Genomic DNA, 2,021 nt, shown 5'->3' with positions numbered 1-2,021 from the left:
GAGGTGCGCTATGCCCGCGACGCGTTCGAGGGCCTGCGCCTGATGGACGCCCTGATCGCGGTCAAGCGCGGCGTGCCCGGCGCCACCCTGCCCGAACTCAAACAGCGCCGCGTCCCCAGCAAGGCGGCCACCGCCGTCCTGGAAGCCGACGAGCCCGACCGGCCCGCCCGCTCCGACGTCGCCACCGACACCCCCGTACCCGCCCCGCCGTTCTGGGGCACCCGCGTCATCAAGGGCATCCAGCTCAAGGAGTACGCCTCCTGGCTGGACGAGGGCGCCCTGTTCAAGGGCCAGTGGGGCCTCAAGCAGGCCCGCACCGGCGCCGGACCGACGTATGAGGAGCTGGTCGAGACCGAGGGCCGCCCCCGCCTGCGCGGCCTCCTGGACGAGCTGCAGACCAAGAACCTGCTGGAAGCCGCCGTCGTGCACGGCTACTTCCGCTGCGTGTCCAAGGGCGAGGACCTGATCCTGCTCGATGAGACCGGCGCCGAACACACCCGCTTCACCTTCCCCCGCCAGCCGCGCGGGCGCCGCCTGTGCCTGGCGGACTTCTTCCGCCCCGAGGAGTCCGGCGAGACCGACGTGGTGGGCCTCCAGGTCGTCACCGTCGGCTCGAAGATCGGGGAGGCCACCGCCGAGCTGTTCGCCGCCGACTCCTACCGCGACTACCTCGAACTGCACGGCCTGTCCGTCCAGTTGGCCGAGGCACTCGCCGAGTACTGGCACGCCCGGGTGCGCGCCGAGCTCGGCATCGCGGGCGGCGACCCGGACACCCCCCAGGGCATGTTCCGCACCGAATACCAGGGCTGCCGCTACTCCCTGGGCTACCCGGCCTGCCCCGACCTGGCCGACCGCGCCAAGATCGCCGCCCTCCTGCAGCCCGAACGGATCGGCGTCGAGCTCTCCGAGGAGTTCCAGCTCCACCCCGAGCAGTCCACCGACGCGATCGTCCTGCACCACCCCCAGGCCAGCTACTTCAACGCCGGAGGCCGGCCATGACCGCCCTGCGCGACCTCATCGACCAGGACACCCCCAGCTTCTCCTTCGAGTTCTTCCCGCCCAAGAGCGACGCCGCGGCCCGCGCCCTGTGGAAGGCCATCCGCCGCATCGAAACCCTCGCCCCCACCTTCGTGTCGGTCACCTACGGCGCCGGCGGATCCTCCCGGGACCGCACCGTGGAGGTCACCAAACGCATCGCCGCCGAGACGACGCTGCGCCCCGTCGCCCACCTGACCGCGGTCGGCCACTCGGTGGCCGAACTGCGCCACATCATCGGCCAGTACGCCGACGCCGGGGTCCGCGACGTCCTGGTGGTCCGCGGCGACCCGCCCGGCGACCCCAACGCCCCCTGGATCGCCCACCCCGACGGCTTCACCCACGCCCACGAACTGGTGCGCCTGGTCAAGGAGTCGGGGGAGTTCAGCGTCGGCGTGGCCGCCTTCCCCGAACGCCACCCGCGCTCCACCGACTGGCCCAGCGACATCAAGCACTTCGTCGCCAAGTGCCGGGCCGGCGCCGACTACGCCATCACCCAGATGTTCTTCCGGGTCGAGGACTACCTGCGGCTGCGCGAGAAGGTGCACGCCGCGGGCTGCGACACCCCGATCATCCCGGAGATCATGCCGGCCACCGACGTGCGCCAGATCAGCCGGTTCGCCGAACTCAGCGGCGCCGCCTTCCCCGAACACCTGGCCCACCGCCTGGACGCCGCCCGCGAGGACCCCGCCGAGGGACACCGCATCGGCGTCGAGCACGCCACCACGATGGCCCAGCAGCTGCTGGCCGAAGGCGCCCCCGGACTGCACTACATCACCCTCAACCGCTCGACGGCGACGCTCGAGATCCACCGCAACGTAACGAACTCAAGGAGTGCCCCGCATGACCTCGCAGCCCACCACTGACGGCCAGGACTTCAAGGTCGCCGACCTGTCCCTGGCGGCCTTCGGCCGTAAGGAGATCACGCTGGCCGAGCACGAGATGCCCGGTCTGATGTCGATCCGCAAGGAGTTCGCGGCCGCCCA

The 2,021-nt window shown here is 71.4% G+C and carries 3 protein-coding genes; all 3 read left to right on the top strand.

The window, feature by feature from the left end; translation table 11 throughout:
- A partial coding sequence (locus tag AC068B_RS41150; protein ID WP_478676570.1) for a vitamin B12 dependent-methionine synthase activation domain-containing protein occupies nt 1-999 on the top strand: 999 nt, incomplete at its 5' end.
- On the top strand, nt 996-1,901 hold the full coding sequence (metF, locus tag AC068B_RS41145; protein WP_478676569.1) for a methylenetetrahydrofolate reductase [NAD(P)H]: 906 nt from the start codon (nt 996-998) through the stop codon (nt 1,899-1,901). The genes AC068B_RS41150 and metF, both read left to right, overlap by 4 nt.
- A partial coding sequence (locus tag AC068B_RS41140; RefSeq protein ID WP_478676571.1) for an adenosylhomocysteinase occupies nt 1,879-2,021 on the top strand: 143 nt, incomplete at its 3' end. The genes metF and AC068B_RS41140, both read left to right, overlap by 23 nt.

This window comes from Streptomyces sp. NPDC042371 (assembly GCF_056437465.1).
This window is presented reverse-complemented; position numbering and strand designations above follow the sequence as displayed.